Genomic DNA, 26,204 nt, shown 5'->3' on the forward strand with positions numbered 1-26,204 from the left:
GCTTGCGGTAATTGCAAATTGTGCCTTTAGGTTGTGCAGCCGCGTTCAGCTCGCGGGGATGCGACACTGCATCGTGCAATGAACGCCCGTTTTCAGGAAACTGACTTCGGTCTTGCCGTCGAACGAGCGCAGTGCCGATTGCAACAGCTTGGTGCCGAAGCCTGGCGCTCCGATTTTTTCGACCGCGGGCCCCTCGGTTTCGTCCCAGGTGATCTTGAGCCAGGCCACATTGAGCTTGTCGTCTGACACCGTCCACGACACCTGCAACATGCCATTCGCAGCGGAAAACGCGCCGTACTTTCCGGCATTGGTGGCCAGTTCGTGGAAGATCAGCGCCAGGCTGACCGCCAGCTTGGCCGGAAGGAATAGCGGATCGCCGTTCAGGTTGAACCGGACATGGCCGTAAGGCCCGAGTTCGGAGCGCAGCAAGTCCTTGATATCGCAACCGCTGCCATCGATCCGTGCGATCAGATCGTCGGTTGCCGACAGCGCGCGGATCCGGTGATCGATGCTGTTCCAGGCCTGCGGTTCTTCGTGCAGGACCTGATGCAGAACGGCGTGGATTGTCGATGTCTTGTTCTTCAGCCGGTGCTGCAGCTCTTCGACGATCAGTTTGCGGTATTCTTCTTCCTCGATCAGGCGCTTGGCGATCTGCCGCTGTTGCGCGACGATGGTCCGGTAGTGCTCGACACCCCATATCGTGATGCCGCAGACCGCCCAGAAAATCAGCAGCAGGGCCAGGCGCGCGGAATCGGCCACGGCGTCGCTGAAATTGACGGCGACGCCCAGCGTGCCGCCGGCAAGCGCCGTCGCGATCCCGATCCGGAAGCCGCCAAAGGCGGTGGCAAAGAACACGGCCGGAAAATACGGCGTGAAGAACACGTCGGGGCGGATCTGGGCCAGTCCCCACCGCGCCAGGGTCGCCAAAACCAGGCAACAGACCGCAAAGCCGGTGCTGAATAGCAGTGAGGGCTGGGAAATTCCCTGCCAGCCGCGCCTGAACTCGTCGATCAATTTCGTCATCGGTGTTGTCACTTCACGTGATCAGCGAATCCAAAATAAGGCCGACCCTGACGGAAACCGGGGATTTCGAGCCCGCCGGCAACGATAAGACGGTTCTGCCAAGATGATGTCAGCGCGATAAGCTCGCTTGCGTTGTTCCCGGCGGGCGGGAAAATTGGCGTCAACAAAAACGGGAGGAATGGATGAACCGTCTCATTCGCGCGTTCGGCGCCTCGGCTCTCTTTGTCCTTGCGGCGACCGGGAACAGTTGGGCTGACCCGGTGCTCCCCATGGCGGTGACGCCCGAAGACGTCGGCCTGTCCTCCAGTCAGCTGGCGCGCATCGAGGCGGTGACCCAGAAACACGTCGAAACCGGGCTGGTGCCGGGCGCCGTGATGCTGGTGGCGCGGCGCGGCAAGATCGCCTGACACAAGACCATGGGTTTCCGCGACCGCGCTGCGAAAGACCCGATGCGACCGGACTCGATCTTCCGCATCTATTCCATGACCAAGCCGATCGTTTCGGTCGCGGCCATGATGCTGGTCGAGGAAGGAAAGATGCAGGTCAGCGATCCCGTCTCGAAATTCATTCCTGAAATCGGCCGCATGAAGGTGGGCAAGGAGACTACCGAGAACGACAAAGCGGTGCTGCAATTGACCGATCCCGCCCGCGAGATGACGGTGCAGGACCTGTTGCGGCACACCTCCGGGCTGATCTACGGCACGCGCGGCAAATCGCTGATCAATGCGGCCTATATCGAGGCCAGGATCGGCGGCCGTGATGCCAGCAATGAGGAGTTTGTCGCGAAATTATCGAAGCTGCCGCTGCGATTCTCCCCCGGCGAGCGCTGGGAATACGGGGTGTCGACCGACGTGCTGGGACGCGTGGTCGAAGTCGTCTCGGGCAAGACGCTGGGCGAATTCCTGAACGAGCGCATCCTGACGCCGCTCGGCATGACCGACACGGGCTTCTCGGTGCCATCAGACAAGCTCAATCGCGCCGCCCAGCCCTGGCAAATGCCCGAATCACCGCCGATGACGCCGCGCTTCGACGTGGCCCAAAAGCCCCGTTTCGAATCCGGCGGCGGCGGCCTTACCAGCACGATGGACGACTACCTGCGCTTTGCGATCATGCTCGCCGATAGCGGCGAATTCGCCGGCAAGCGCCTGCTCGGCAACAAGACCGTCGATTTCATGACGGCCGATCATACTTTGGCGCGGCCGGGCCGGCCGCCGGGGTTGGGTTTTGGTCTTGGCTTCGAGGTTCGCACCAGCGTAGGCGACGCCGCCTTGCCGGGCTCGCTCGGGGAATATGGCTGGGCCGGCAACGCCGGCACGCTGTTCTGGATCGATCCCAAGGAACAGTTGATCGCGATCTATATGGTGCAGGTCGATGACGGCGTGCGAATCATGCTGCGCAATCAGTTCCGGACCATGGTCCAGTCCGCGATCATCGACTAGGATTTCTCAGGTATCAAAAGGGGATAGTGAAATGGGACGGCTGGACGGCAAGGTCGCGGTGATCACGGGCGCGACCAGCGGCATCGGGCTGCATACGGCGGAAATTTTCGTCGCCGAGGGCGCGAAGATCGTCATCGCCGGACGCCGCGCGCCGGAGGGCGAGGCGCTGGCCAAAAAACTCGGTGCTGCCTGCGTCTTTCGTCAGACCGATGTCACGGTCGAGGAGCAGATGAAGGCGTTGATCGCGCTTTGCGTGAAAAAGTTCGGCAGGATCGATTGTCTGTTCAACAACGCCGGCGGCCCGGCTCAGACCGGCGGCATCGAAAGCCTTGAGGTCGATCGCTTCGATGCGGCGATGACGACGCTGGTGCGCAGCGTGATGCTCGGCATGAAGCACGCAGCACCCCAGATGCGCAAGCAAGGCTCCGGCAGCATTATCAACAATGGCAGTATCGCAGGCAGGCTTGCCGGCTTCTCGTCATCGATGGTCTACGGCGCGGCCAAGGCCGCCGTCATCCACCTCACCAAATGCACGGCGATGGAGCTCGGCGAATCCAACATCCGCGTCAATTCGATCTCGCCGGGTGCAATCGCGACCGGCATCTTCGGCAAGGCGCTGGGCCTTTCGGTGGAAGCCGCCGAAAAGACCCCTGGTGTGATGCGTGAGGTCTACAAGACCGCGCAGCCGATCCCGCGCGCCGGATTGCCTGAGGATATCGCGCATGCCGCGGTGTTCCTCGCCAGCGACGAATCCTCGTTCATCAACGGCCACGATCTCGTCGTGGACGGCGCCATCACCGGCGGCCGCAACTGGACCCAGCAGCAGCAGGGCTATGTCGCGCTGCGCAAGGCATTCGATCAGGGATAGGGGACTTCCGTCATTGCGAGCGAAGCGAAGCAATCCATCGCGCCACAACAGGAAAGAATGGATTGCTTCGCTTCGCTCGCAATGACGCGAAGATAGACAAAGGGAGAAAACATGTCTGCAACACTTGGTTTGTCACCCGCCAGCCCGCAGGGGCGGCCGTTTTATCTCGCCGTGATAGCCGGCCTCGCCTGTGCCTTCGTGATCGGAAAGACGCTGCCATCGACGATGGATGTGATCTCGGCGATCATCGAGCCGCTGTGTTCGAACGCTGCGGCCGCAGGCTCGCCGCTCGATACCGTCGAGCCGATCGGTTCGTACGCGCTGCCGAACGTGCCGGGCAAACGGGTGACGATCGTGCGCGTGTTCTACGGGCCCGGCGGGTTTACCCGCGCGCACCGGCATGCGGGCTCGGTCACCGCCTATGTCACCAAGGGCGAAATCCGCTCGCAGCTTGCCGGCGGCGTGGTCGAGACGTTCAAGGTGGGGCAATCGTTCTTCGAGCCGCCCGGTGCCGTGCACCTGGTCTCGGCCAATGCCAGCATGACAGAGCCCGCGGAATTGATCGCGGTATTCGTCGCCGATGAAGGCGCGCAGCTCACGACGTTTGTGGAGTAATCCCGACTTGTCATGCGCGGGCATAGTAGTCTGCCTTGTGCAGACTACGTAGTAAACTTGTCTGCACTCCCGCGCATCCATCTGAAAAAGTCATTCAAGAGTGATGGATTGCCGGGTCAAGCCCGGCAATGACAGCAGCGAAACCTCACACCGCCTTCAGCACGACCTTCAATCCGTCCCGCGGTTTTGGGATCGGCCACATCTGCCAGTCCGGCTTGTAGCCGGGCTCCAGCGATACGCTGAGATTCTGCAGGAAATGCCGGGCGAAGCATTTCGCCTGCATATAGGCAAAATGCAGCCCGAGGCACATATGCGCGCCGCCGCCGAACGGCACCCAGGCGAAGCGATGACGGTTGCGCTGCGCCTCGTCGCTGAAACGCATCGGATCGAATTTGTCCGGATCGGGCCAGATATCGGCCATGTGATGGGTGAACAGCGGATTGACGCCGACCAGGGTGCCGGCCGGGATCGCATAGCCCTTGAAGGTGAAATCGCGGACGGCGCGGCGCGGCATCGAGGGCACCGGCGGCTTCTTCCGCAACGCCTCCTTGAACGCCATCTCGCTCAGCGGCATTTTCTCAAGATTGTCGATGCTGGAGGGGTCGTTGGCCTCGATGCCGAGCCCTTTGACTTCCTGGCGCAGCCGCGCCTGCCACTCTGGATGCGCGGCAAGCTCGCCGACAAAGGAAGTCAACGACGACGTCAGCGTGTCATGCGCCGCCATCATCAGGAAACTCATATGATCGATGACGTCCTGGGTCGACAACAGCGCGCCGTCCTCATGAGTGGCGTGGCAAAGTTGCGAGAACAAATCGTCGCCGCCGCCCCGCGCGCGGCGGACCGGAATTTGCTCGGAGAAATAGGCGACGATCCGCTTGCGCCCCGCGACGCCGCGGCCCATCTGCGTGAACGGCAGCGGGCGCCGGATCGGTGCCACGGCCGCCGCCACCATGTCGACAAAGGCGCGCGTGATCTCGTCCACCTCGGGGCCGATCTCGGCGCCGAGAAACGATGTTGCCGCCAGATCGAGCGTGAGCTGCTTCATCGCGGGATAGACCAGCATCTCGCCGGGTTGCGCCTTCCACTGCTTGACGCGCACGGCAATGCCGCGATCGAGATCGGTGAGGTAGGATTTCATCGGTCCCGATTTGAACGCAACCGACAGCGCACGGCGGTGCAAACGATGTTCCTCGAAGTCCAGCAGCATCAGCCCGCGCGGAAACAGCCGGCCCAGGATCGGACCCCAGCCATGGGTGGAGGAAAATTGCTTGGCCTGGTCGAACAGCAGCAGTTCGTTGGCCTCGGGGCCGAGCAGGTTGATGCTGGTCTCGCCGAACACGTGGCTGCGATAGACCGGGCCATATTTGGCGTGCATCCGCTCGACCTGCCCTTTGGGATCGGCGAGCACCTCCAGCGTTTTTCCGATCACCGGCCAGCCTTCGTCGCCAGGTATGTGCTTGAGTGAATTACGCTTCGGCGGAGTGAAGGGAAGCGCGGGGGAAGCCACATTCTGCATCGACATCGCGATTGCTCCGGTTTGGCGCTGGCCCAGTATGCGTGGGATCATCGGCATAACCAAGGCGGGGAAAATAACGCTTTGTTGCGTCGGTGCAAAGCCGTTAGCCCACAAAGCCGCGGGCCGTGCTAGGGTGCGGCAAAATCAAGCCGGGCAGGGAGAACTGATATGTCGAGAATACTGGGTGTGATTGCCGTCACGCTTGCCGCGATGGCCGCCGTCGCCGGACCAATCGCCGCACAGGCGCAGACCCTCCCTCGCATCACCAGCTTCGGTCCGGATTTCCCCAAGACCGGAATCTTCATCGGCAACAGCTTCTTCTATTACAACAACGGCCTGCCGGGTCATCTGTCGTTGATGGAAAAGGCCGCCGACCCCGACAACGTGCAGGCCTACCGCAACACCATGGTGACGATCGGTGGTTCCGGCTTCGACTGGCATGATATCGAAAGCTATTTCCGGCCCAATGCGATCGGCAGCTATTCGTTCGACCCGAACAACAACGTCGTCTTCAACAAGCTCGACCGGCTGTTCGACGTCGCCGTCATGATGGATTGCAGCCAGTGCCCGATCCATCCCACGCTCAAGACCGTATTCACCGACTATGCGAAGAAGAACAGCACCATCGTGCGCGCCAAGGGTGCCAAGCCCGCATTCTTCATGTCCTGGGCCTATGCCGACAAGCCGGAGATGACGGCGCAATTGGCCGAGGCCTACACGATTGCCGGCAACGAGAACAACGCGCTGGTGATTCCCGCAGGCCTTGCCTTCGCACGATCCATCAGCAAGCAGCCCGAGCTCAACCTCTATGCGCCGGACAAACGTCATCCGTCGTTGGCCGGCACGTACCTCGCGACTTGCGTGGTGTTTGCGTCGCTCACCGGACGCTCGCCGGTCGGCAACCCCTATACCGCCGGGATCGATGCGCCGACCGCGAAATTCCTGCAAACCGTGGCGTGGGAAACCGTGCAGAGCTATTACGCGAAGTAGGCTTCTTGGCGCCGGCAATAGGCTGAGCCCGTCATTGCCTGCGACAAACGCAAAGCGTTTGCGCAAGGCAGCGCAACGACGAAGCAATCCATCTACCCGGTATGCCGCAAGATGGATTGCTTCACTTCGCTCGCAATGACGAAGGATAGTACTCTGAGGATTACGCCTTGCGTTTGGCGGCTTCCTTCTGCAGGTCCGGCGCGTTGATGGTGGGGATCGCGACACGTCCGGGGCCGGTGACCGCAAGCGCCGCTGCGGCCTTGTCGTTTTCCATGATCTTGGCCATCACGGCTTGCCCGGCGCGCTCAAACACCGCGCGGTTCTCGACCAGGAATTTCTGCGACTCGCGCAGTCCCTTCACGTAGCCGTTGATCTCCGGGATCACGTAGCGCGCCACCATGTCCCAGCTGCGGCGGGTGTTTTCCGGATTGGCCCAGTCATGCACGAAGCCGACGATGGTGCCGACGCCGCCGGAAACCGCCATCAGATTCTTGATGGTCTTGATCAGGTCGTCAGGCGTGCCGATGGTGGAAGCGGCGGCTTCGCCGCCCGCGGTCTTCTCGAGCGCGTCCTCGGGCGACTTGAACGGCTCGAGGCCCGGCCGCTGCAGCGTGCCGACATTATATTCGTTGTGCCACTTCATCAGCCCGGGGCCGGCCTCGCGATAGGCTTGTTCGCGGGTCTCGGCGATGTGCCAGCTCAAGAGTACGCGCCAGTCGGCGCGGCTCACGGTGGTGCCGGCCTTCTTGGCGGCGTCTTCCGCAAAGCCCCATTGCGTCGGCAGCGCCATCAGGCCCTGCGTCGACATTGAACCCAGCGAGATGATGCCGATGCCGTACTTGCCCGCCAGCGTCATGCCCGACGGCGAAATTTGCGACGCCACCACGAACGGCATGTCTTCCTGCAGTGGCAGCAATTGCAGCGCGGCGTCGTTCATTTGAAACCAGTCGCTCTTGGCGGTGACGCGCTCGCCCTTGAACAGCCGGCGGATGACCGCGATCGCTTCGTCCTGGCGGTCGCGCTGCGTCATCGGATCGATGCCGAGCGTATGCGCGTCGGAGGCCAGCGCGCCCGGACCGGAGCCGAAGATGGCGCGGCCGCCGGTCATCCAGTCGAGCTGCACCATGCGCTGCGCGACATTATAGGGATGGTGATACGGCAGTGACACCACGCCGGTGCCGAGCTTGATGCGCTTGGTGCGCTCGCCCGCGGCGGCCAGGAACATTTCCGGCGAGGCGATCATTTCCCAGCCCGAGGAATGGTGTTCGCCGCACCAGAACTCGTCGAAACCGAGCGCGTCGATCTGCTCGACGAAATCAAGGTCGCGGCGGAATTGCAGCAGCGGATTCTCGCCGATCGGGTGATGCGGGGCGAGAAAGGCTCCGAATTTGAGGCGCGCCATGGGGTTTTCTCTCCGGATTTATTGTTCTTTGGAATTGCTCGGCGCCAAACTACGGGGTGGGGCAGGGCAAGGCAATCCTCCAAGCCCGCCGCTGGCGCATGGTTGTCGCGCAGGTTTGGCTGACATACCGTCGCCCGGAATTACGGCCACTCGCCTCAGGGACCACCATGAACCGCATCCTCGCCCGATGAATCTGGCAAAACCCCGCATCGATATCGGCTTTGCCACCAATCACGCGCCGGCCGCGCTCGCCTTCTGGCAGAACGAGATCGGCCTGCCGTTCGACCACACGCAGCCGATCCGCCGCGGCTACAAGCAGCACCGCCACGATCTCTGTGGCTCGGTCCTGAAAATCAATCAGGTCTATGAACCGCTGCCGGACAATCCGCCGTCGGGTTATCTCGAACTGCTGATCGCACGTGATGGCCTGACCGCGCCGCAGGCGATGGCCGATCCCGAAGGCAACCGCGTCGTGCTGGTGCCACGCGGCCTGTACGGCATCGAGCGCATCGGCATTCGCCTCGGCGTGCGCGATGTCGCGGCGCATCGCCGCTTCTATACCGAAGCGCTGGGATTGCCATTAGGTGAACCCTCCGTCGATGGCGCGCTGACCTTCCTTGCCGGCGACACGGTGCTAATCGTCGAGCCTGCGGCCGACGCGCCGCATGATGCCGCTTTTGAAGGCAAGGGTTGGCGCTACATCACGTTCCAGGTGTTCGAGGTCGATCGCGAGCACGCCCATGTGCTGGCCCATGGCGGCCGCGAAGCGCGCGCGCCGGTGACGCTGGGGACCACGGCGCGGATCTCGATGGTGCGCGATCCCGACGGCAACTGGATCGAGCTGTCGCAACGCGCCTCGCTCACCGGTTCGCTCGCGCCTGCACATGGATAGGTTTTGGTGACGATGATCCGAAGGGCGCATCAGCAGATTTTGGGATACGCGTCGCCAGATATCGCCTTGCCGGGCGCAGCCATCGATGGCATGCTCGGCATATGACGCCCAAATGCATTTCGCCCAAGTCGCTTTGGTGGCGCTCCTTTTAGGGAGCGGCATGGCGTTACTATTTTCAACGACCTTCGCCGCCGTGATCGGGTGAGCCAAGGTCGTGTTCCGGCAAGTCTCCAATCGCGGCGGCTCCAATCAGGAGAAGCCATATGCTTGTCGAGACGGCGCGACCAATCATTCTCACCGGTGATCGCACCACCGGACCCCTTCACCTTGGCCACTATGCAGGCTCGCTGAGAAATCGGGTTGCGCTTCAGCGCACGCATCGGCAGTTCGTTTTGCTGGCCGATGCCCAAGCCTTGACGGACAATATTGACGATCCCGAAAAAGTGCGCAGCAACGTGATGGAAGTGGCCCTCGATTACCTGGCCGTCGGCATCGATCCGGGCGAAACGACCATTTGCGTGCAATCCGCATTGCCCGCGCTTGCCGAACTTGCTCAGCTTTATCTTAATTTTGTTTCCGTGGCCCGGTTGGAGCGCAATCCGACGATCAAGGATGAAATTCAGATGCGGGGCTTTGAGCGGGACATTCCCGCGGGCTTCCTGTGCTATCCGGTAGCGCAGGCCGCAGACATTACGGCATTCAAGGCGACGGTCGTGCCGGTGGGGTTGGATCAAGCTCCGATGATCGAACAGACGAATGAAATCGTTCGTCGGATCAATCGGCAGGTCGGTCGTGAGCTGTTGGTGGAGGCAAAGGCGCTCATTCCGGCAACGGGACGACTTCCCGGCGCCGATGGAAAAACGAAAATGAGCAAATCCCAGGGGAATGCGATTTCGCTTTCAGCCTCGCCCAACGAGATCAGGGCTTTTGTAAATCGCATGTACACGGACCCGAATCACTTGCGCGCATCCGATCCTGGGGTCGTTGAAGGCAATGTTGTCTTTGCATACCTTGATGCGTTCGACACCGACCACGCCGCCGTTGATGAATTGAAAGCGCGCTATCGGCGCGGGGGGCTTGGCGACGTGACGGTCAAGCGCCGCCTTGAAGACGTCTTGCAAGAGCTGCTGAAGCCGATCCGCGAACGTCGCGAGGCTGTGTCCAATGATCTCGGCTACGTGCTCGATGTGCTGCGTTCCGGTACGGCCAGGGCGCGCGCGATAACTCAATCCACCTTCGACGAATTGCGCGATGGTTTGGGCTTGTTTTCGTTAGCCGGAACAAGATGAGACCGGCTGCCCGTGTCATCGTAGTTCTACGGAGGGCGATGCATAAAGGCTTAAGGAACTTTGACTAGGTCTAGCATCAGCATTCCAGAACAGAACGCGAAGGTCCCGGTCCTTCTGTGGCGGTCGAGCCGGGGTCTTGCTTCCAATGAATCAGTTACCCGCAGGCGGCGCCGTACTCAGCGGCGTCGCCTGTTATTTCATGATCGCTCCCTTGCCTTACTGCACCGGCACGTTCAGCGAGCGCACCACGCGAAAACTGTAGCCGCCGCCGTTGACGATGCCGTTTTCGCGATAGCCCGCGCGAACCATGTTGGCCATCCAGTCCCAGGTGCCGCCGCGCAGCATGCGCCGCTCGCAATTACCCTCGAGCCAGGGCGAGCCGTCGACCGGCGTATCTTCATTGTAGCGCTTGTTGAAGCAATCCTCGGTCCATTCGAACACGTTGCCGTGCACCTGATACAGGCCGAACGGATTGGGCGCGTAGGAATCCACCACCACGGGCCCCTTGCTGTCCGCTCCACGCGGCCCGGCACCGTAGGGGATCGACGCCTTGTAGTTGGCGTCCTGCGCGGTGATGGTGTTGCCGAACCAGAACGGTGTCGAGGTGCCGGCGCGGGTAAAATATTCGCGCTCGGATTCGCTCGGCAGCCGGTAGGTGCGGCCGACCTTCTTCGACAGCCACGCCAGATAGGATTTCGCAGCCACGAAATTGATGCCCTGCGCCGGCATGCGGCCGCGCCCAAAGCCCTTGTCGTCGCCCTTGTCGCCGCCGCAGCCGCCGTCGGCGAGACAGGCGTCCCATTCGTCGAACGAAATGGTGAAGCGGCCGACCGCGAACGGTTTTGCAAAACTGACACGATGAATCGGGTCCTCGCCCTTGAAGCGGTCCGGCTCATCCGCGGGTGTGCCCATCATGAACGAGCCCTTCGGCACCACCACCATTTCAGGACAGACATCGCATTCCTTGAAGCTGTCCTTTGGCATGAGCGACTGCTCGATCTCGGGCGTCAGCGGCTGGACGCCGTTTTCCGGAAAGATCTGCCGGGGCGCGCGCGCGGGCGGGGTCTGGCCCTCTTCGGCAATCGGGACCGGCGTCCCCACGCCCGGCGGCCACGGCTTTGTTGCCGATGCGACGTCGGCGAATGAAACGAAAAGCGCTCCGGCCATCAATGGAAGGAGCAGCTTCGATGCGAATTTCATGGATTATCCTTGGCGAAACGGCAGCGTCGCTGCTTGGTCGCGCGCAAAGGGATTCGCGTTCGATGGCTCCGTCATGGCCGGGCAAAGCCGTCCGAAGGACGGCGTCGCTTCCGCTCGCCTATGCCCGGCCATCCACGTCTTTCTTGCTTATGATGCCCAAAGACGTGGATGCCCGGGACAAGCCCGGGCATGACGAAGAAATGATGGGTGCCGTGGTTACCGCGTCATCCTGTTCCACGCATCGAGCCCGGCGATCTTGTAGGCTTCCGCCAGCGTCGGGTAATTAAAAGTGTTCTGGATGAAATAATCGATCGTGCCTTTGAGATTGAGCACGGCCTGGCCGATATGGATCAGCTCGGTGGCGCCTTCGCCGAGGATGTGCACGCCGAGCAGGCGACGGGTCTTGGTCGAGAAGATCATCTTCATCATGCCGCTGTTCAGTCCCATGATGTGGCCGCGCGAGGTCTCGCGAAACCGCGCGACACCGACCTCATACGGAATGCCGCGCGTGCGCACCGCTTCTTCCGTCAGCCCGGTGGTCGAAATCTCCGGCACCGAATAGATGCCATAGGGGAAGAATTCCGGCGGCGCCAAAGGCTCCATGCCGAGCGCATGGCAGGCCGCGACCCGGCCTTGCTCCATCGAGGTCGAGGCCAGGCTCGGAAAGCCGATCACGTCACCGGCGGCGTAGATATGCGGCACACAGGTCTGCAGCGTCAAAGGATCGACCGTGATGCGGCCGCGATGGTCGACCTCGATCCCGGCGGAGCCGAGATTGAGCCGGTCGGTGGCGCCGACGCGTCCCGCCGCGAACAGCAACATCTCCGACATCACGACGCGGCCATCGGCGAGCTTGGTCTGGATGCCGCCGCCGGCGTGGCGCTCGATCGAGTTTACCGCCGAGCCGAGCCGCAGCGCCACGTTGCGGTCGCGCAATTCGTGCATGAACTCGTCGATCAGTTCCTTGTCGATGAAATCCAGAAAGGTCGGCCGTGGTTCGATCAAGGTCACGGCGACGTCGAGCGCCGAGAAGATCGTGGCGTATTCGACCCCGATCACGCCGGCGCCGATCACGGTGAGGCTGCGCGGCAGTTTCGGCAGGTCGATGATCTCGTCCGAGTCGAACACGGTCTTGCTGTCGAACGGCACGTAATCGGGGCGGAACGGGCGTGTGCCGCAGGCGATCAGGATGTGGGCGGCGGACACGGTTTTGGTTTCGCCGTTCGCGGCTGCTATCTCGATCTGGTGCGGGCCGACAAAGCGGCCTTCGCCGGCCGCGGTGCGCACCAGATTGCGGCTGAACTGATGTTCGAGCACCTCGACTTCGTGATCGAGCGTCTTCTGCAGCCGCACGATCAGATCCTGGGCGGCGATATCCTGTTTGACCCGGTAGGAGCGGCCGTAAAAGCCGCGCTCGCGCCAGCCAGACAGATTGAGCACGGTCTCGCGCAGGGTTTTGGAGGGGATGGTGCCGGTATGGACGGAAACGCCGCCGACCCGCCGGCCTTTCTCGACCACCAGCACCGATTTGCCGAGCTTGGCGAATTGCACGGCGGCCCGGCGCCCGGAAGGGCCGGACCCGATCACCAGCATGTCATAGTCGTACATCTAGGCCGTCCCGAACTCACAAGCGCCTGAAAAAGCTGCAGGAAGCCCGGATCGCCATGCAGCAATCGGGCCAAATTCCGAGGGGCCTTACCTCCGGGGTAATCGCTCGCATGACCGAAAGCTGTAACGGATGCGTGCAACAGATTTCGGACAAGGCCGCCGCCGATGCATCAGATCGTTCAAAACCCCGTCGATAACTCAGTCGATTCCTGGCGGCGCTGGTGGGTGCTGGCGATCGTGGTATCCGCGCAATTCATGTTCGGGGTCGATGCCTTCATCGTCAACGTCGCGATCCCGACCATTGCGGCCGAACTGCAGGCGAGCGCAGCGCAGATCGAGGCGGTGATTGCGGTCTATCTGATCGCCTACGCCACGCTGGTGGTTACGGCGGCCGGCTTGGCGACATCTACGGCACGCGCAATGTGTTCATATCGGGCGTGTTCGGCTTTACCGTCACCTCGTTGTGGTGCGGGCTCGCGCAGTCCGGTCCCGAACTCATCCTGGCGCGGCTGGCGCAGGGTGCCACCGCGGCGCTGATGGTGCCGCAGGTGCTTGCGACCATTCATCTGCTGTTTGCCGACAGCTCGCGCGACCGCGCCTTTGCCATCTACGGCATCGTGCTGGGGCTGGCGGGAGCCGCCGGCTTTCTGCTCGGCGGCATTCTGGTGACATCAGATCTTGTCGGCCTCGGCTGGCGAGCGGTGTTTTTCGTCAACGTGCCATTTGGCGCGATCATCATCGCCGCCGCTTTGCGGCTGATGCCGACCGTACCGCGCCACGCCGGCACACGGCTGGATATTCCTGGCGCGATCGTGCTGTTCGTCGGTCTGCTGTGCCTGATCGGTCCCCTGCTGTTCGGTCATGATCTGCACTGGTCGCCTTGGGTCTGGCTGGGGATGTCAGCCGGAGTCGTCATCATCGCCGCGTTCCTGCGGCTCGAACGCTTCGTCGCGCGAAACGGCGGCATGCCGCTGATCGATCTTTCGCTGCTGTCGGACTTGGCCTTCATGCGCGGGCTAGCAGCGGTGTTCTTTTTCTTCTTCGCCAATCTGTCGTTCTATCTGGTCATGACCATGTTCATGCAGAAGGCGTTGCAGATTCCGCCGCTGCAGGCCGGGCTCGTCTTCATCCCGCTGGCCCTGACCTTTGTGATCGCTTCGCGCCACAGCGGCGTGCGCGCAAAGCATCGCGGCACGCTGGTGCTGATCGAAGGCTGCGCGGTGCAGCTCGCAGGTCTTGCCGCGCTGGTGGCTGTGATCGAATGGGTCAGCGCGCCATCAGCCACCCTGCTGGCATTGGTGCTGACGATCTTCGGCTACGGCCAGGGATTGGTCATGGCGCCGTTGTCGAGCGCGGTACTCTCGACCGTAAAACCTTCGAGTGCCGGGGCGGGCTCCGGCATGTACGGCACCATGGCGCAGATCGCTAATGCCGCGGGCGTTGCTGCGATCGGCGCGGTGTTCTTTGCGATCGAAGCTGCGGGCGAGGCGCGACCGGCGCTTCTTGTCGCGTGCGCGCTGTTCGCGTTGTCGATCATGGCATGTGCCGCATTCCTGACATGGATGCGGCGCGCGACCATGGGATCGCGGCTCGCGACTCCGGGATCACAAATTAACGTCGATAACGAAAATTCAAATCTGGGGAACGACAGTGCACGGTCTTTTTATTTTGCACTGCAGCAACTATCTGGTTGAGGTGACGTTGTATGGACGATCACCTCCAGGAGCTGCCAGTTGTCCCTTACCAAGAACGTCGATTTTCTCCGCAATCTTCCTAAGCTGAGTGCCTTCAATGGCTTGCCGGGGTATGGCCGGAGCATTGTGCACAGCCCCCTGGTCGAAATTAACGATTTCGGCTCGAATCCGGGCGCGCTCCGGATGTTTTCATTCGTACCTGAACACCTCCCGCGCGCGCCTGCGCTGGTCGTCGTGCTGCACGGCTGCGGCCAGACCGCGGCCGGCTACGATCGCGGCGCCGGCTGGTCGACGCTTGCGGAACGTTACGGCTTTGCATTGCTGATGCCCGAACAACAGGCATCGAACAACGGCAACACCTGTTTCAACTGGTTTAATCCGGAAGACATTTCGCGCGATGGTGGCGAAGCCGGTTCGATCCGGCAAATGATCGCGCGCATGGTCGGCGATCACCACATCGATTCACGCCGCATCTATGTGACCGGGCTCTCCGCCGGTGGCGCCATGACCTCGGTGATGCTCGCGACCTATCCGGACGTGTTCGCGGGCGGTGCCGTCATCGCCGGCCTGCCATACGGCATTGCCGGCAATGTCCGTGAAGCGTTGAGCGGCATGATGCAGTCGCCGTCGCGCCCTGCCGATGAATTGGGCGACCTCGTTCGCAACGCCTCGAAGCACAAAGGCCCGTGGCCGAAATTGTCGGTGTGGCACGGCAGCGCCGATCGCACGGTGAGCCCGGGCAATGCCGATGAGATCGTCAAGCAGTGGCTCGATGTGCATCAATTGCCGCTTGCGCCGATGTCGACGGGCGATGTCGACGGCTATCCGCGTCAGGTCTGGTGGAATGCCGACGGTGAGACCGTTGTCGAATCCTACACCATCACCGATATGGCCCACGGCACGCCGCTTGGCGCGACCGACAATGACGAGCGCTATGGCGAGCAAGGTGCCTTCCTGATCGAGGCAGGCATCTCGTCGTCCTATCACATTGCGAATTTCTTCGGCCTGACCGACCAAATTCGTCAACCCAGGACAGCGCCTCATGCGGCTTCAAAGGCCGCTTCCAAGACCGTTTCCAAGGCCATTCCGGTCGACCCGACGGGCATCTCGCGCGAACGCGCCGGCGTCATCGCGATGACGGTTCCGGTGCCTGCACCCGAGCCGGAACTGGCCACGGATTTGGTGCCGCGCGCAACGCGGATTCACCACGCCAAAAGGGTGCAGTCTCCGCGCCGCCGCGGCATTGATGTCGGTGAAGTCATCACCCGCGCGCTGACCGCCGCGGGCCTGATGAAATAGCGATCAATTGCGGTTCACATCTCGCCGGTGAGGAACGGATTGGTCATTCGCTCCTGGCCGATGCTGGAGCCGGCGCCATGGCCGCAGACGAAGCCGACATCGTCGCCGAGCGGCAGCAGCTTTCCCCTGATCGAGCTGATCAGCGTGGCATGGCTGCCGCCGGGCAGATCGGTGCGTCCGACTGAACCGGCGAACAAGACGTCGCCGACATGGGCGAAGCGCAATTCCTTGTTGTAGAACACCACGCTGCCCGGCGAATGGCCGGGGCAATGCAGGATGTCGAAGGTCAGATCGCCGATCGAGACCTGATCGCCCTCGTCCAGCCAGCGGTCGGGCCCGAAATTGCGCACGCCGGTCATGCCGAAACGCTCGCCGCTCGAGACGACATTGTCGAGCAGATATTTGTCGGCGATGTGCGGCCCCTCGATCTTCACGCCCAGCGCGTCGCGCAATTCGGCCGCGCCGCCGACATGGTCGATATGGCCGTGCGTCAGCCAGATCTTCTCGACCGTGACGCCGGTCTGCTGGATCGCGGCCTGGATTTTTGGCACGTCCCCGCCGGGGTCGATCACCACGGCCTTCTTCGAAGGCTCATGCCAGATGATGGTGCAGTTCTGCTCGAACAGCGTCACCGGAACGATGATCGCGCCGGCCTTCGGCGGAGTTTCATTCTGGTCTTGATTTTGGTTCTGATTTTGGTTCTGGTTTTCCTGGGTCATGGCGCCAGATTGCCGATTTTTGGCCTCTCGCCAAGCAAAAGATTAGGCGGGGGATTTGCGCATCAGGCGAACAGGGCCGCCGATCAGGTCTTGTGACGCTGCCGCTCAAGCCCGATTGCGCAACGATGATGCAATGGCGGCCGATCATGCAGTTGTGCCCGATCTGGCACAGATTATCGATCTTGGTTCCTTCGCCGATGATGGTGTCGCGCAATCCGCCGCGGTCGATCTTGGTGCCCGATCCGACCTCGACGTCGTTGTGAATGACGACGCGCCCGATCTGCGGAATCTTGATGTGTCCCTTGCCGTCCGACACGTAGCCGAAGCCGTCCTGGCCGATATGGCACCCGGGGTGGATCACCACCCGGTCTCCGACCTCGGCGTGGGTGATGGTGCTGCCGGCGCCGATGGCGCAGTCGGTCCCGATCTGAACCCGTTCGCCGATCATGGCGTGCGCAGCGATCAGCGTGCCGGCGCCGATTGTGACGGAGGGTCCGATCACCGCGAACGGATCGATCGTCACGTCAGATCCGATCTGCGCCGTGGGATGCACCACCGCGCTCGGCGCGATACCCTGCGTGCCGAACGCCGAGACCGGACGCAGCGCGCTGCCATACATTTGGCGCGCGACCGTGACGAAGGCCTCATAGGGCTTGCGAACGTTCAATGTGACGACCCCGGCCGGGGCCTGGTGGGCGAACCGTTCGGTGGTCAGGACGGCGCCGGCCCGGCTGGTGGCGAGCGCTTCGGCATATTGTGCGTCTTTGACAAAGGTCAGATCATCAGCGCCAGCGCGGTCGATCGGCGCGATGCCGGTGATGATCCGGGACAGGTCGGCGCCCGCACACGGGTTTGCTCTCGTGAGCGCGGCAATCTCTGCCACGCTCAAGCCCGAAGAGTTCGAGAAAAAACTGAACTCGACCACGAGCTCTACCCCCTGCGGATCACGATAGCCGGGCGGGCCCACGATCCCAAGTCTATTCGCAAGCCTATCGGGGCAGGGGCGCGCGAATCGTGCTTCCGGCCGGAACCGGCCGCCGGTCAAATCGTCGCGGCGCGGGCGGCGGCGGCCTTTGCGGCCAGCGTATCCCGCCGAAGGCCCGCCGTCCCGGCCCGGTGCGCGATGGCACCAGGCCGCGACGACACGCAAGGGGTTACGGTGCCGGCCTTACCGCTTGATCTGCGCCTTCAGCGTATCCTCGACGACGCGGTCGAACGATGACGCCTTCGGCGGTACCTTGGCGCGCGCATCGGCGACATACTTGTCGCGTTTCGCCACCAATGCGCCGAGTTTCTCGTTGAGCGCCTTGCGCTGGTTCATCTGCTTGTTGACTTCGTCGACGCGCTGCTCGGGCTTCATCGCGCGCAGATTGTCCGGCAGGTCTTCCTCCTTGATCGAGGAAAAGCTGCTGCGGCCGGCCGAAACGTCGGCGACCAGGTCGCCGTCGCCGGTGACGGCTTCCGACGTCGCCTTGGAACGCTTGTTGATGTAGCTCGCCATTTCAGACGCCTGCGAGGGCGCTGCCGCGGCGACCTGCGACAATTGCTTTGTCTTGTCCTCGGTGCGCTTCTGCATGGCGCGCGGTCCATAGGGGATCACGGTGCCGTTGATCTCGCGCTGCAGGATGATGATGTCCTCATCATACGGCGTTTCGATCACGACCACCTGTCCGCCGTCCTGCGGAATCGGAATGAAGCGGCCATTGCCGTTCTGGGCGATATCGCGCCACACCCGTTCGGTGTCGACGGCGTTGCCGGCGAGCACCGCGTTGACGATGATGTCCTTCTGCTTGGCCACCTTCAGCGTCACCGGATATTTGGTGTCCTGCGCGTAGTCCATATGCGGCGGCGCGTCGCCGACCAGGAACACGATCCGCCTGACGTCGCCGCCATCGGTCCATTGCATCTTGTTGACGGCGACATCGAGCGCCTCGTTGACGCTTTCCGGCCAGTCGCCGCCGCCGCGGGCCTTCAGCTCCAGGAGATTGGCGTAGAGATCCTGGATGTCACCGGTGAGTTCGACCTTCCTGGTCACGTAGTCATCGCCGATGTCGCGGTAGGCGACGAGGCCCATACGGATCTCGGCGTCGGGATTGGAATCGACGATTGCGGTAGCGATCGACCAGATCTTGCGCTTGGCGCCTTCGATCAGGCCGCCCATCGAGCCCGTGGTGTCCAAAACGAAGGCGACTTCGACCGTGGGCTTGGCGATGGCCTGCGACAGGCCGGCGGAAAGGGGTAGGGTAGCGAGAGCGAATGCGAGCGAGCGAAGCGTGGTGCCGTGAGCCCTGAAGCGTTGCTTCATGGTTTCTCCTCCATGTGTTCCGTCCCTCGGAACTCAGGTTCCATCGCCTTCGCGGTGGCGTGTGGTCCAAATCAAGGCGGCTTGGGTACGAATTTGCGGCGCATTCCGCGCCGCAGCCCGGATGGCGACGGTCACGGAATCGGGTAGGCTAGGGAGCATGGAATCGCCTGCCCGCCAGGTCAGCCTCGTACCGCCGCCGGACCGCCGCCAGTCGGAGACCGCGCTCGCGATCGCGCGCGGCACCGCCAGGATGCTGCGAACACTGGGTTTTTCCTGCATCAGCGAGTTGCCTTTGCCGTCCGGCCGGCGCGCCGATCTGGTGGCGCTGAACGAGAAAAGCGAGATCTGGATCATCGAGATCAAGTCGTCGGTGGAGGATTTGCGCGCCGACCAGAAATGGCAGGACTACCGGATGCATTGCGACCGGCTGTTCTTTGCCTTCACGCAGGATCTGCCGTGCGAGATTTTCCCTGAGGGCACCGGCCTGATCGTTGCCGATGCCTATGGCGCCCATCTGCACTGCGAGGCGCCCGAGCATCGCCTGGCCGCGCCGACCCGCAAACTGATGACCGTGCGGTTCGCGATGGCCGCGGCGCAACGGATCAACCGGCTGGTCGATCCGCAGGGGCATTCGGAGTTTTAGCAACCACCGTCACCGCGATGAAGTCAGCGTCAACGACTCGTTACTTGGGCCGGTTGATGATGGTGTCCTGGGTCGGCGTGACGATGCAGATGCTGCGATCGTTCCACTGGATGCCGTAGCCGAAGATGATGATGCTGCCCTTGGGCGACGCAAGTCCGCCACCGGCAACGATATCGAGCTCCTGCAGGCTCAGTTCGCGGGTCTCGTGGTTGGTCGCGATCATGTCGGTCTCTCCCTTGTCCCGGCGAAGGACTTGCTGCCGTTCGCAAAACCTTATGCGGCGGCACGGATCGTCGCAGTGACGCGAGTCACATTGAAACGGGGCCTGGGAGATTTTCTGACGTACCAAACCCCGCCGATGGCCCGCGATCAGGCGGACCATCGGCGATCACGCAGGCAAGAACCGCTTATGCGGACTTGCCGTAATTATAGAATCCCTTGCCGGTCTTGCGGCCGAGATGGCCAGCGGCGACCATTTCCTTCAGCAGCGGCGCTGGCCGGTATTTCGGGTCGTTGAAGCCCTCGTAGAACACCTCCATGACCGACAGCATGGTGTCGAGGCCGACCATGTCGGCCAGCGCCAGCGGACCGATCGGGTGGTTGCAGCCGAGCTTCATGCCGGCGTCGAGATCCTCGGCGGTGGCGATGCCTTCCTGCAGCGCAAAGATCGCCTCGTTGATCATCGGGCACAGGATGCGGTTGACCGCAAAGCCCGGGCTGTTCTTCGCCGTGATCGGCACCTTGCCGACCCGTTTTGCAAACTCTTCAGCCAAGGCGTGGGTGTCGTCGGAGGTCTGCAAACCGCGGATCAACTCCAGCAGCGCCATCAGCGGCACCGGGTTGAAGAAGTGCATGCCGATGAAGCGGTCCGGACGGTCGGTCGCGGCAGCGAGTTTGGTGATCGAAATCGAGGAAGTGTTGGTCGCGACGATCGCGCGCGGATTCAGCGTCGCGCAAAGGTCCTTGAGGATCTTGATTTTCAAATCCTCCCGCTCGGTCGCGGCCTCGATCACGAGGTCGCAATTGGCAAGCTTTGCATTGTCCGTCGTCGCGGTGATGCGCGCCAACGCAGCCTGCCGATCGGCATCGGTCATCTTCTGCTTGTTGACGAGGCGCTCCAGGCTGCCGGTCAACGTCGCCATTCCCCGCGCCACTGCGGCGTCCGAGATGTCGATCATCGTCACCTTCAGTCCCGCCGCCGCGCAGACCTGCGCGATGCCGTTACCCATCGTTCCCGCCCCGATGATGCCAATCGTTTCAATCATAGCTTAGTGCCTCCACTGCTGAAGGCCGGTACCCAAAGATGCCGGCCTGCTTCAATCGCGTTGATGGCCATCGTTAGCAGAGCGCAGCGCTCATCGGTAGCAAAACCAGCCCGGCTTCGCCCACGACGACCACCGGCGTCATTTTGTCCTTGCTTCTATCCCGGCCGCGGCCGCGATCAGCTCCTTGCCGTCCGAGGTCCTGATCGTCAGCTGGACCGGTTCGGCGCTGCCGCCTGCAGGAATCGGCGCAAAAATGCGATTGCCGTTTTTCGGGTCGGCCGTCACGGCATCGTCGAACAAGACAGCGTCGCCGCGTTTCATGATGATGCGCAGCGGCGTCACAGGTTCAATGCTGAAGAACTGAAGGCTGGCGCCGGACGCCTCGGCGACAAGATTGATCAGGATACTCGCGTTGGCATGCGTCACATTGCTCATGCCGATGGTCGGGCTATAGGTTTCCGGAATCGACACCTCGCTCCGCGCCGGAAATTCGGCGCTGTGGAAAAACTCGTCCGACACCCCCGCCCATAATTCGACATAAGGCCGCGCCGGGTTTGGATCCCTGCGCTGGTCGGTTTCGTTCGTGAACGATGCAAATCCCCACGTCCACATTTTCAGGCCGCGCGTGATCGTGTTGTCGGCGATGCGGATGATTCCCTCTTCATTGTCGTGGTTGATCACGCCAGAAATTGCCGCCCTGCATGTCCGGCGCCGCATAGGCGATTCCCATCGTCGGCCAGTTCCTGAAGTGGCGCAGCTTTTCGAATCGGCTGGTGCCTGCGCCGGCACTCGCGTCGCCCTCGGATATATTCTTCGACCATGCGGGCGTGCGGTAGGCTGCGACCGGCGCGATGATCTCGGCGCCCCCGGTGGTCCTCGGATTGTTCGGATCCGATCCCGGCGCCAGCGTCGTGCAGGTCCAGTACTCGTACGGGATTGTCTTGTCGCTTGGGTTCTTCAGCACCAGGCGTGCATCGACCGCGGCACGATCGGCCTTCAGCGTCACAAAGTAAGTCGCTTCGATGCCGCTCGATCCCTTCCTGAACTTCCCCGGTGCCGCCGCATATTCGAAATTATCCGTCAGCGACATCGACACCGTCACCTCGTCGGCGCTCTCTTTCACAACCCTGAAATCCCACGGCTTTGCCCACGTCCTGCCGTGCTCGGCATCCGGAAAGGTGGGAAAGATGCCGCCATACACCATCAGCCAGTCGTAATAGAAGTTGCCTTCGCCCATTCCGTAGGGCACGCCGACTTCGGTGCGATACAGCTGTTCGTGGCCGGTCGGCTTGTAGATGATGGAAAGAATACGCCCGCCGAACTCAGGTAACAGCACGACCTTCAGATAACGGTTCTCGAGCACCCGGCCCTTGAATTTACGATCGACGATGGTGTTCTTGTCGAGCGATCCGTTGACGAAACCGTTCTGTTCGGAGGTCGCGTATTTGACGGTGCTCCAATGGATCGTCTGCTCACTGAGCGACACTTGGTCCGGTGCCGCAAGCGCGGCGTGAATCGTCCAGATCGCCGAAATCGCTCCGGCCGTGAAGCGGAGAGCGATACGCGGGGAAGCACAAATTGCCATGAACGTGGCCTTCGAATGACCGGGCGATCCTATCGCTCAGCGGCCGGTTTGTTGAGGCGATCTGGTACGATTTCTTCCCCTGCCGGCTCGAAGTATTTCCACTCCGTGCCAGGCTCGCGGCAACGCTGTCGCCGCCGCGTTCCGCTTCAAATGCAAAGGCTGAGTATCTTGATGCGGCAGTCGCTTGATTTTGGCTTGGATGCGGGTGCGGCATCCCGTTTCACAGCAACGAGCGGCTCCGTCTCTTTCTTGTTCTTGCCCTTGGGGCGCTTTGGCTCGTAATCGCCGGCGATCACCATGGCCCAATAGGTGCGCTTGCCGCTGGCATCCCTGGCGCTCGCGATTCCGACGCGCGACGCATTCTGCAACAGCAGGTTCTTGCGGTGCCCGGAGGAGTCGATCCACTGGCCGAGCGTCTTCTCGAAACTCTCGTATCCATAGGCAATGTTCTCGGCGGCGCGACCCGCACCCGCCGGCGCGACCCGTTTGGTGAACGGGCCGAGTACATCGTGGCTGAGCTCATTCTTCGCCGCCATCGCCCGCGCCTGATCCATCGCGATGCGATCGAGGGTCGCATCGCGCACGACGCGGACCTGGCCATGCTTGAGCCGAAAGCCGGAGATCAGGTCAGCCGGCGACTCGGCGGCCATCGCAGGCGCCGCCAGCAGCAGAAAGCCTGCGGCCAATCCGCCAACGGCGCGTCGCGTCATTGTCCCCCAAATGCCCATTGTTCAATAAACCGGCGCCATAATCCGGCTGCTTATCCATCGTCAATGTGGACGACTCAAGGCAGGGGACGTGTATTCCCTGGCACTTGACCGACAGCGGGCGGGGTTTGCAGGCAATGACTTGATCAGCCGCAGTTCCAGACCGCTCCGACCGGCGTCCGTGTCCAGCAAGGCCCAAAACTGCCGCCATTGTAGCGGCCGCCGTAAAAGCCGGGTCGGCCGAAATAGTGCCAGGCGCCGTCGTGCCCGTAATAACTTGGGACCGGATCGATATACCAGGGACGCTGGTTGCGGCGTGCGGCGCGCAAAACCGCGGCCCTCTGGGTGTAGGCCGGGCGGCTGTTGTTCGGCGGCTGGTGGTAGCCCGGCAGGAAGCCGTAGCCCTGCCAGCGTGGCGCCGGCCGCTTATGAGCCGGGGCAGCCGGCGCGACGACCGGCAGGAGTGACAGGACAACAGCAATCAATGCAAACACGAAGCGAGACATGCGAGCACCATAGACGGCGAGCTGGCGGGAGGCGATTCAAATCTAAGTGCACGGTCCAGCGCGGCTTTTTCCGATTCGCTTGCGAAACAACTGCTTTGCGCCAGCAGCGGCTATTCCCCTCAGCGGACATTGCGCTATCGTTTTTCAGCTCAATCGAGCCGGTTCTCGCTCGCCTCTTCGCCTCGAAGTGCTAGAATTTGGCGTGCTGGGGGTTTGCAATGCTCAGCGCCGATCGGCGCCGGCTCACTCATAAGGGAGCATGATCATGGCGAATGTACTCGATATCGCAAAGGCCGCAGTCGTCGCATACAACGAAAAGGACTGGAGCAAGGCCAGGGACATCCTGGCTGCCAACGCCGTGTACGACGAGAAGGGAACGAACCGTCGCATCAAGGGCGCCGGCGAGATCATCGAGGCCTGGCAGGGCTGGGCCAGGGCCTTCCCCGATTCGAAAGCCACATTCGTGCGCGAGTTCGCCAGCGGGGACACCGCGGTGCTCGAGCTTGTGTGGAGAGGCACTCACACAGGCCCACTGCAGACACCAGCAGGTACCATTCCGCCTTCGAACAAGCGGATCGAGGTGCCGGCCTGCCAGATCGTCCAGGTCGAGGGTGGTAAGGCCAAGAGCGCCGCGCACTACTTCGACCTACTGACAATGCTCACACAGATCGGTGCCTCTGGCGCGGTAAAGACTGCCGCGTGACAGGCAAAGCCGTTCCGTCCAATTGGAGAAGCCCGCCGGCGTGAACCGGCGGGCGCGACGCAAAGGACGACGATCAAAGCCAGGTTCGACCGCAGACTCTCGGGCAGCACCACGATCGTCAGCTTACGGAAACGCGATCGTGATCTTGCCGAAATGGCCGGCCAGCTGCATCAGCCGCAGCGCGTCCGGCACTTCGGTGAAGCCAAGCGTTCGGTCGATCACAGGTTTCATGCGGTTCTGCCCGATCGCGGCAGCCATGTTCTCAAACATTTTTCGGCTGCCGACGGAGAGCCCGATCACGTGCAGATTCTTGCTGAACAGGGTAGGGATCGAGACCTGCTGGGAAAAGCCCGACAGCACCCCGATCACGAGGATGGTGCCGCCGACGCGCGCGGCCTCGAGCGATTGCGCAAAAGTGTCCTTGCCGCCGACTTCCACGATGTGATCGACGCCGCCGCCGGTCCAGTCCGCGGCAGCCTTGCCCCATTCGGCGACGCTGCGATAGTTGATCGTATGGTCCGCGCCCAGCGCTTTCGCGCGTTCGAGCTTTTCGTCGCTCGACGACGTCACGATCACAGTGGCGCCCGCCAGCTTGGCGAACTGCAGCGCGAAAATCGAAACCCCGCCGGTGCCCTGCACCAGGACCGTCTGGCCCGGCCGGAGATTGGCTTCATCGAACAGCCCGCGCCAGGCGGTGAGCCCCGCGCATGGCAAGGTGGCGGCCTCCACAAAACTCAAATGATCGGGAATGCGGCTGACGCCTTCGGCGTCAAGCAGCAGCAATTCCTGCAGCACACCCGGGCGCGTGCCGCCAAGCGCGAGGCGGCGGCCGGCGGCCGAAGGTCCGCCGTCGAACCAGGATTGAAAGAACATCGGGCAGACGCGATTCCCGACCGAGACCCGGGTCACGCCCGGTCCCACGGCGGCAATTTCGCCGGCGCCGTCGGAGAACGGGATCAGCGGAAGCCTGTACGCGCCGCCCTGGCCCTGCACGGTTATCAGGTCGCGATAGTTCAGCGATGCCGCGCGCATCCGGACGACGACCTGACCGGGGCCGGGCTCCGGCTCCGGCCGATCGACCAGTTCCAAGGCGTCGATCGACCATTCGCGTGCGACTTGCCAGACTTTCAAAGAAGCCTCCCGGTATTTTGCCGATCCTACGCCGCGTAATACCCGCCGTCGACGACCTGCGACGCGCCGGTCATGAACGACGCCTTGTCGGAACACATCCAGACCACGGCTTCGGCGATCTCCTCGGGCACGCCCATGCGGTTCATCGGCACCTTCGCCAAGGTGGCATCGAGCCGCGTCTCCACCACCTCCTTGGTCATCGGCGTGGTGATGTAGCCGGGATTGACGCAGTTCACGCGGATGCCGTCCTGCGCATATTCGATCGCCGCGGTCTTCGTCAGCCCAACCACGCCGTGCTTGGCCGCCACATAGTGCCCCGATGTCGCCAGACCAATCAGCCCGGCGATCGAGGCGGTGTTGACGATGGCGCCGCCACCGCCCTGCGCCAGCATCTGCGCGATCTCGTGCTTCATGCAGAGCCACACGCCGGTAAGGTTGATCGCCAGCATGGTGTCGAACGAGATCTGGCTGAGTTCGTGCAGGCGCTGGCGTCCGGGGCCAACCGATCCGCCGGCAACGCCGGCATTGTTGAAGGCGCAGTCGATCCGTCCATAGGCCGCCACGGTGCGCGCGACCATCGCCGCCACGTCGGCTTCCGCGGTGACGTCGCCGCCGATCGCAATGGCCTGACCGCCGGCCGCGTTGATCAGGGCGACGGTCCCGGCCGCGCTCTCCTCGGTGCGGTCGGCTACCGCCACCCGCGCGCCCTCGCGCGCCATTGCCAGCGCCGTCGCCCGGCCGATGCCCGAAGCGCCGCCCGTCACCAGCGCCACCTTGCGCTCAAGAATGCCTGCCATGTCTGTTT

The 26,204-nt window shown here is 62.6% G+C and carries 26 protein-coding genes and 1 pseudogene; 11 read left to right on the forward strand and 16 right to left on the reverse strand.

What is annotated here, in order from left to right; all coding sequences use genetic code 11:
- Positions 1-45: 45 nt before the first annotated feature.
- Positions 46-1,023 carry a sensor histidine kinase gene (locus tag JQ575_RS35705; RefSeq protein WP_212037889.1) on the reverse strand — a complete coding sequence of 326 codons (978 nt, stop codon included), beginning with the start codon at positions 1,021-1,023 and terminating at the stop codon, positions 46-48.
- 182 nt (positions 1,024-1,205) lie between these two features.
- Between JQ575_RS35705 and JQ575_RS35710 the strand changes: the two genes are divergently transcribed.
- The 4 genes from JQ575_RS35710 to JQ575_RS35725 all read left to right on the forward strand — a co-directional run bounded on the left by JQ575_RS35710 (position 1,206) and on the right by JQ575_RS35725 (position 3,945).
- Positions 1,206-1,430: a hypothetical protein gene (locus JQ575_RS35710; RefSeq protein ID WP_212037890.1), complete on the forward strand. Its 225-nt coding sequence runs from the start codon at positions 1,206-1,208 to the stop codon at positions 1,428-1,430.
- 9 nt (positions 1,431-1,439) lie between these two features.
- Entirely contained in the window at positions 1,440-2,462 is a 1,023-nt protein-coding gene (locus JQ575_RS35715) for a serine hydrolase (RefSeq protein ID WP_212037891.1), read from the forward strand.
- A 31-nt stretch (positions 2,463-2,493) separates the two neighbouring features.
- Positions 2,494-3,330, forward strand: coding sequence for an SDR family NAD(P)-dependent oxidoreductase (locus JQ575_RS35720; protein WP_212037892.1), 837 nt, complete (start codon positions 2,494-2,496; stop codon positions 3,328-3,330).
- 111 nt (positions 3,331-3,441) lie between these two features.
- Positions 3,442-3,945, forward strand: coding sequence for a cupin domain-containing protein (locus JQ575_RS35725; RefSeq protein WP_212037893.1), 504 nt, complete (start codon positions 3,442-3,444; stop codon positions 3,943-3,945).
- Positions 3,946-4,090: 145 nt separating this feature from the next.
- Here JQ575_RS35725 and JQ575_RS35730 read toward each other — a convergent pair whose 3' ends face one another.
- The gene (locus tag JQ575_RS35730) at positions 4,091-5,467 is read right to left on the reverse strand and encodes a cytochrome P450 (protein WP_212037894.1); all 1,377 of its coding nucleotides are present in this window, start codon (positions 5,465-5,467) and stop codon (positions 4,091-4,093) included.
- Positions 5,468-5,629: 162 nt separating this feature from the next.
- On the opposite strand from JQ575_RS35730, the gene JQ575_RS35735 reads away from it, so the two are divergent.
- The gene (locus JQ575_RS35735; RefSeq protein ID WP_212037895.1) at positions 5,630-6,451 is read left to right on the forward strand and encodes a hypothetical protein; all 822 of its coding nucleotides are present in this window, start codon (positions 5,630-5,632) and stop codon (positions 6,449-6,451) included.
- 160 nt (positions 6,452-6,611) lie between these two features.
- Here the strand turns inward: JQ575_RS35735 and JQ575_RS35740 are convergent, their stop codons facing one another.
- Positions 6,612-7,853: an LLM class flavin-dependent oxidoreductase gene (locus JQ575_RS35740; protein WP_212037896.1), complete on the reverse strand. Its 1,242-nt coding sequence runs from the start codon at positions 7,851-7,853 to the stop codon at positions 6,612-6,614.
- Between the two features lie 187 nt (positions 7,854-8,040).
- Here JQ575_RS35740 and JQ575_RS35745 point away from each other — a divergent pair, with 187 nt between their 5' ends.
- The gene (locus tag JQ575_RS35745) at positions 8,041-8,745 is read left to right on the forward strand and encodes a VOC family protein (protein ID WP_212037897.1); all 705 of its coding nucleotides are present in this window, start codon (positions 8,041-8,043) and stop codon (positions 8,743-8,745) included.
- 263 nt (positions 8,746-9,008) lie between these two features.
- Positions 9,009-10,034: a tryptophan--tRNA ligase gene (gene trpS, locus JQ575_RS35750; protein WP_212037898.1), complete on the forward strand. Its 1,026-nt coding sequence runs from the start codon at positions 9,009-9,011 to the stop codon at positions 10,032-10,034.
- A 216-nt stretch (positions 10,035-10,250) separates the two neighbouring features.
- On the opposite strand, the gene JQ575_RS35755 is transcribed toward trpS, so the two are convergent.
- Both JQ575_RS35755 and sthA read right to left on the reverse strand, forming a co-directional pair.
- Positions 10,251-11,234, reverse strand: a complete 984-nt coding sequence (locus tag JQ575_RS35755; RefSeq protein WP_212037899.1) for an SUMF1/EgtB/PvdO family nonheme iron enzyme — start codon at positions 11,232-11,234, stop codon at positions 10,251-10,253.
- A 216-nt stretch (positions 11,235-11,450) separates the two neighbouring features.
- A complete protein-coding gene (gene sthA / locus JQ575_RS35760) occupies positions 11,451-12,842 on the reverse strand; it encodes a Si-specific NAD(P)(+) transhydrogenase (protein ID WP_212037900.1) in 1,392 nt (463 codons plus the stop codon).
- A 165-nt stretch (positions 12,843-13,007) separates the two neighbouring features.
- Between sthA and JQ575_RS35765 the strand changes: the two are divergent.
- Together JQ575_RS35765 and JQ575_RS35770 are read left to right on the forward strand one after the other, a co-directional pair.
- A pseudogene (locus tag JQ575_RS35765) lies at positions 13,008-14,428 on the forward strand (MFS transporter); the annotation flags it as partial.
- A 147-nt stretch (positions 14,429-14,575) separates the two neighbouring features.
- Positions 14,576-15,835: a PHB depolymerase family esterase gene (locus JQ575_RS35770; RefSeq protein ID WP_212037901.1), complete on the forward strand. Its 1,260-nt coding sequence runs from the start codon at positions 14,576-14,578 to the stop codon at positions 15,833-15,835.
- 14 nt (positions 15,836-15,849) lie between these two features.
- Here the strand turns inward: JQ575_RS35770 and JQ575_RS35775 are convergent, their stop codons facing one another.
- The 3 genes from JQ575_RS35775 to JQ575_RS35785 form a co-directional block, all read right to left on the reverse strand.
- Positions 15,850-16,554 carry an MBL fold metallo-hydrolase gene (locus tag JQ575_RS35775; protein ID WP_212037902.1) on the reverse strand — a complete coding sequence of 235 codons (705 nt, stop codon included), beginning with the start codon at positions 16,552-16,554 and terminating at the stop codon, positions 15,850-15,852.
- Positions 16,502-17,437, reverse strand: coding sequence for a UDP-3-O-(3-hydroxymyristoyl)glucosamine N-acyltransferase (gene lpxD / locus JQ575_RS35780; RefSeq protein ID WP_312016078.1), 936 nt, complete (start codon positions 17,435-17,437; stop codon positions 16,502-16,504). The genes JQ575_RS35775 and lpxD overlap by 53 nt, the downstream gene beginning before the upstream one ends.
- A 285-nt stretch (positions 17,438-17,722) precedes the next feature.
- Positions 17,723-18,859 (reverse strand): VWA domain-containing protein, encoded by a 1,137-nt coding sequence (locus JQ575_RS35785; protein ID WP_212037904.1) that lies wholly within the window; start codon positions 18,857-18,859, stop codon positions 17,723-17,725.
- Between the two features lie 157 nt (positions 18,860-19,016).
- Here JQ575_RS35785 and JQ575_RS35790 point away from each other — a divergent pair, with 157 nt between their 5' ends.
- Entirely contained in the window at positions 19,017-19,502 is a 486-nt protein-coding gene (locus JQ575_RS35790; protein WP_212037905.1) for an MmcB family DNA repair protein, read from the forward strand.
- Between the two features lie 40 nt (positions 19,503-19,542).
- On the opposite strand, the gene JQ575_RS35795 is transcribed toward JQ575_RS35790, so the two are convergent.
- The 6 genes from JQ575_RS35795 to JQ575_RS35820 all read right to left on the reverse strand — a co-directional run bounded on the left by JQ575_RS35795 (position 19,543) and on the right by JQ575_RS35820 (position 23,565).
- Positions 19,543-19,725 (reverse strand): hypothetical protein, encoded by a 183-nt coding sequence (locus JQ575_RS35795; RefSeq protein WP_212037906.1) that lies wholly within the window; start codon positions 19,723-19,725, stop codon positions 19,543-19,545.
- A gap of 184 nt (positions 19,726-19,909) precedes the next feature.
- A complete protein-coding gene (locus tag JQ575_RS35800) occupies positions 19,910-20,767 on the reverse strand; it encodes a 3-hydroxybutyryl-CoA dehydrogenase (protein WP_212037907.1) in 858 nt (285 codons plus the stop codon).
- Between the two features lie 138 nt (positions 20,768-20,905).
- Positions 20,906-21,448, reverse strand: coding sequence for a hypothetical protein (locus JQ575_RS35805; protein WP_212037908.1), 543 nt, complete (start codon positions 21,446-21,448; stop codon positions 20,906-20,908).
- Positions 21,429-22,352 (reverse strand): DUF5107 domain-containing protein, encoded by a 924-nt coding sequence (locus tag JQ575_RS35810; protein ID WP_212037909.1) that lies wholly within the window; start codon positions 22,350-22,352, stop codon positions 21,429-21,431. Before JQ575_RS35810 ends, JQ575_RS35805 begins: the two co-directional genes overlap by 20 nt.
- 146 nt (positions 22,353-22,498) lie before the next feature.
- Positions 22,499-23,080 carry a CAP domain-containing protein gene (locus tag JQ575_RS35815; RefSeq protein ID WP_192736369.1) on the reverse strand — a complete coding sequence of 194 codons (582 nt, stop codon included), beginning with the start codon at positions 23,078-23,080 and terminating at the stop codon, positions 22,499-22,501.
- Positions 23,081-23,205: 125 nt separating this feature from the next.
- A complete protein-coding gene (locus tag JQ575_RS35820) occupies positions 23,206-23,565 on the reverse strand; it encodes a hypothetical protein (protein ID WP_212037910.1) in 360 nt (119 codons plus the stop codon).
- A 265-nt stretch (positions 23,566-23,830) separates the two neighbouring features.
- Here JQ575_RS35820 and JQ575_RS35825 point away from each other — a divergent pair, with 265 nt between their 5' ends.
- Positions 23,831-24,268, forward strand: coding sequence for an ester cyclase (locus tag JQ575_RS35825; RefSeq protein WP_212037911.1), 438 nt, complete (start codon positions 23,831-23,833; stop codon positions 24,266-24,268).
- A gap of 123 nt (positions 24,269-24,391) precedes the next feature.
- On the opposite strand, the gene JQ575_RS35830 is transcribed toward JQ575_RS35825, so the two are convergent.
- Complete coding sequence (locus JQ575_RS35830; RefSeq protein WP_212037912.1) at positions 24,392-25,399, reverse strand: NAD(P)-dependent alcohol dehydrogenase; 1,008 nt, start codon at positions 25,397-25,399, stop codon at positions 24,392-24,394.
- Between the two features lie 26 nt (positions 25,400-25,425).
- Positions 25,426-26,196, reverse strand: a complete 771-nt coding sequence (locus JQ575_RS35835; protein WP_212037913.1) for a glucose 1-dehydrogenase — start codon at positions 26,194-26,196, stop codon at positions 25,426-25,428.
- Positions 26,197-26,204 lie beyond the last annotated feature (8 nt).

It is taken from the genome of Bradyrhizobium sp. JYMT SZCCT0428, assembly GCF_018131075.1.
Taxonomy (GTDB): Bacteria; Pseudomonadota; Alphaproteobacteria; order Rhizobiales; family Xanthobacteraceae; genus Bradyrhizobium.

Coding starts and splice junctions, on each gene's coding strand:
- JQ575_RS35705 (WP_212037889.1), bottom strand. CDS start 1,023: ATGACGAAATTGATCGACGAGTTCAGGCGCGGCTGGCAGGGAATTTCC.
- JQ575_RS35710 (WP_212037890.1), top strand. CDS start 1,206: ATGAACCGTCTCATTCGCGCGTTCGGCGCCTCGGCTCTCTTTGTCCTT.
- JQ575_RS35715 (WP_212037891.1), top strand. CDS start 1,440: ATGGGTTTCCGCGACCGCGCTGCGAAAGACCCGATGCGACCGGACTCG.
- JQ575_RS35720 (WP_212037892.1), top strand. CDS start 2,494: ATGGGACGGCTGGACGGCAAGGTCGCGGTGATCACGGGCGCGACCAGC.
- JQ575_RS35725 (WP_212037893.1), top strand. CDS start 3,442: ATGTCTGCAACACTTGGTTTGTCACCCGCCAGCCCGCAGGGGCGGCCG.
- JQ575_RS35730 (WP_212037894.1), bottom strand. CDS start 5,467: ATGTCGATGCAGAATGTGGCTTCCCCCGCGCTTCCCTTCACTCCGCCG.
- JQ575_RS35735 (WP_212037895.1), top strand. CDS start 5,630: ATGTCGAGAATACTGGGTGTGATTGCCGTCACGCTTGCCGCGATGGCC.
- JQ575_RS35740 (WP_212037896.1), bottom strand. CDS start 7,853: ATGGCGCGCCTCAAATTCGGAGCCTTTCTCGCCCCGCATCACCCGATC.
- JQ575_RS35745 (WP_212037897.1), top strand. CDS start 8,041: ATGAATCTGGCAAAACCCCGCATCGATATCGGCTTTGCCACCAATCAC.
- trpS (WP_212037898.1), top strand. CDS start 9,009: ATGCTTGTCGAGACGGCGCGACCAATCATTCTCACCGGTGATCGCACC.
- JQ575_RS35755 (WP_212037899.1), bottom strand. CDS start 11,234: ATGAAATTCGCATCGAAGCTGCTCCTTCCATTGATGGCCGGAGCGCTT.
- sthA (WP_212037900.1), bottom strand. CDS start 12,842: ATGTACGACTATGACATGCTGGTGATCGGGTCCGGCCCTTCCGGGCGC.
- JQ575_RS35775 (WP_212037902.1), bottom strand. CDS start 16,554: ATGACCCAGGAAAACCAGAACCAAAATCAGAACCAAAATCAAGACCAG.
- JQ575_RS35785 (WP_212037904.1), bottom strand. CDS start 18,859: ATGAAGCAACGCTTCAGGGCTCACGGCACCACGCTTCGCTCGCTCGCA.
- JQ575_RS35790 (WP_212037905.1), top strand. CDS start 19,017: ATGGAATCGCCTGCCCGCCAGGTCAGCCTCGTACCGCCGCCGGACCGC.
- JQ575_RS35795 (WP_212037906.1), bottom strand. CDS start 19,725: ATGATCGCGACCAACCACGAGACCCGCGAACTGAGCCTGCAGGAGCTC.
- JQ575_RS35800 (WP_212037907.1), bottom strand. CDS start 20,767: ATGATTGAAACGATTGGCATCATCGGGGCGGGAACGATGGGTAACGGC.
- JQ575_RS35810 (WP_212037909.1), bottom strand. CDS start 22,352: ATGGCAATTTGTGCTTCCCCGCGTATCGCTCTCCGCTTCACGGCCGGA.
- JQ575_RS35815 (WP_192736369.1), bottom strand. CDS start 23,080: ATGGGCATTTGGGGGACAATGACGCGACGCGCCGTTGGCGGATTGGCC.
- JQ575_RS35820 (WP_212037910.1), bottom strand. CDS start 23,565: ATGTCTCGCTTCGTGTTTGCATTGATTGCTGTTGTCCTGTCACTCCTG.
- JQ575_RS35825 (WP_212037911.1), top strand. CDS start 23,831: ATGGCGAATGTACTCGATATCGCAAAGGCCGCAGTCGTCGCATACAAC.
- JQ575_RS35835 (WP_212037913.1), bottom strand. CDS start 26,196: ATGGCAGGCATTCTTGAGCGCAAGGTGGCGCTGGTGACGGGCGGCGCT.